At 57.9% G+C, this 1,761-nt stretch carries 1 protein-coding gene and 3 pseudogenes; 1 reads left to right on the top strand and 3 read right to left on the bottom strand.

What is annotated here, in order from left to right:
* From ACOCD2_RS18660 to ACOCD2_RS18650, 3 genes and pseudogenes are all read right to left on the bottom strand, one after another.
* A pseudogene (locus ACOCD2_RS18660) lies at positions 1 to 810 on the bottom strand (sigma-54 interaction domain-containing protein); the annotation flags it as partial.
* A complete protein-coding gene (locus ACOCD2_RS18655; RefSeq protein WP_294030766.1) occupies positions 756 to 1,070 on the bottom strand; it encodes a hypothetical protein in 315 nt (104 codons plus the stop codon). The gene ACOCD2_RS18655 and the pseudogene ACOCD2_RS18660, both read right to left, overlap by 55 nt.
* Before the next feature lie 65 nt (positions 1,071 to 1,135).
* Positions 1,136 to 1,494: pseudogene (locus ACOCD2_RS18650) on the bottom strand (response regulator); the annotation flags it as partial.
* A gap of 111 nt (positions 1,495 to 1,605) precedes the next feature.
* On the opposite strand from ACOCD2_RS18650, the pseudogene ACOCD2_RS18645 reads away from it, so the two are divergent.
* Positions 1,606 to 1,761, top strand: a pseudogene (locus ACOCD2_RS18645) (IS1380 family transposase); the annotation flags it as partial.

The raw sequence follows: 1,761 nt of genomic DNA, 5'->3' as shown, positions 1-1,761 counted from the left end.
GTCTTCCAGGTTTTCACCATCCAATCGGACTATGCTGTCGCTACACTTGCCTTTGGGTTCCTGCAGAGTGCCGAGATCTTCCAGGGTGATGATGCTGTTTTCACACAGGGCAAAAGCCCGCTCGAGAATATTTTCCAATTCACGCACGTTGCCGGGGAAGGAGTATTTTTTCAATGCCGCCAGGGCATCTTTATGCAGGCCGGGCGCCGGCTGCTGATAGTTGCTGGCGATGTTGTCCAGAAGGTGATCGATGAGCTCGGGAATGTCTTCCGGCCGCTTGCGCAGGGAAGGCATGTTCAGCTCGATGACATTCAGGCGGTAGAACAGATCCTGGCGGAATTCGCCGTCCTGAACGCGCTGGGCCAGGTTCTGATGGGTGGCGCTGACGATGCGCACGTCAGTGCGCACTTCACGGGTGGCACCAACCGGCCGCACCAGTTTTTCCTGGATGACACGCAGCAGCTTGACCTGCATGGACAGGGGCAGGTCGGCCACCTCGTCGAGAAACAGGGTGCCGCCCTCGGCTTCCTGGAACAGGCCGTTTTTATCGGCAGTCGCGCCGGTAAAAGAACCCTTCTTGTGTCCGAAGAGTTCGCTTTCCATCAGTTCGTGAGGAATGGCGCCGCAGTTGACGGCAACGAAGGGCTTGTCGTTTCTTGGACCCAGCTGATGAATGAGCCGGGCGGCCAGTTCTTTTCCCGTGCCGGATTCACCGGTGATGTGCACCGGCGCCTGGCTGCGCGACAGCTTTGCGATCAGCGCCCGCACCTGCGCCATGCTGGATGATTTTCCCCGCAGGGGGCTTTCGCTGCCAGCCATGGAGAGCGAAGCGAAGGCTGGTAGACCCCAGTAGCCGCGAGGCCGCACTGTTTTCCCGGCGTGCCTTGCGCCAGAGGGAAAACAAAGTAGGCCTCCGAACGCGGCGTCCAGTCATATGGGAGCCAAGTACGGAGCAGCAACGAGCTTGCGAAGTTGTTGCGTAGTGCTTGGTGACCAGGACGGCTGGGGCACGAATAGGTTGTCAAAGGCCGAGTCGATTTTGGGGACTGGGATGTCCCAAAATCTATCACGAGGTCGAAGACACGCTTGCCTCTTCGTCGGTAATGACCTTTGCGGTAGCATCGCCACCGGACTGCTGCAGCTTCAGCGCGGTATTCACCAGTTTTCGCAGTACCGGAAGATCCACCGGCTTGGATACGAAATCGAAGGCTCCTGCCTTGAGCACTTCGATGGCGGTCTCCATGTTGCCCTGATCATGGCGACGGGCGTACCGGGGTACTGCTCATGGATCTCCCTGACCAGCTCGATGCCATCTCCGTCGGGAAGGCGCATGTCGGCGAGGCACAAATGAAATTTCTGAGCCGCCAGAGCCTTGCGTGCCTGGGCCAGGTTCTCTGCCTCGACAGTGTCGATGTTCATGCGCGCCAGAGTGATTTCCAGCAGTTCCCGGATATCGGGTTCGTCGTCGACGATCAGTGCGATGGGCTGGTTCATGGGAAAGTCCTTTTAGCCCGGAAATTTCACCGCCCTACTGGAAATAGGCCTCTTTTTGTTGCATAAAGTAAGGGTTACCAATCACTTACAAGCAACGAAACAAAGAGGCCTATGAATACAGAGTGTAAACCAGAACAGTTGGAATTTCAGTCCCTGGGTCGGCGCGAGGTGATTGGCCGCTTTGACGGTGGGCGAATCACGTCGGACGGTGGCGGATTGCTGCTGCGCGAGGTGGATCAGCGTATCGGCCTGCTGGATCGCCTGGCC

The sequence above is a fragment of the Thiolapillus sp. genome, from assembly GCF_048562965.1.
Lineage (GTDB): Bacteria > Pseudomonadota > Gammaproteobacteria > Chromatiales > Chromatiaceae > Thiolapillus > Thiolapillus brandeum_A.
Note: the sequence above shows the minus strand (reverse complement) of the source record. Positions and strands in the feature narration are given on the sequence as shown.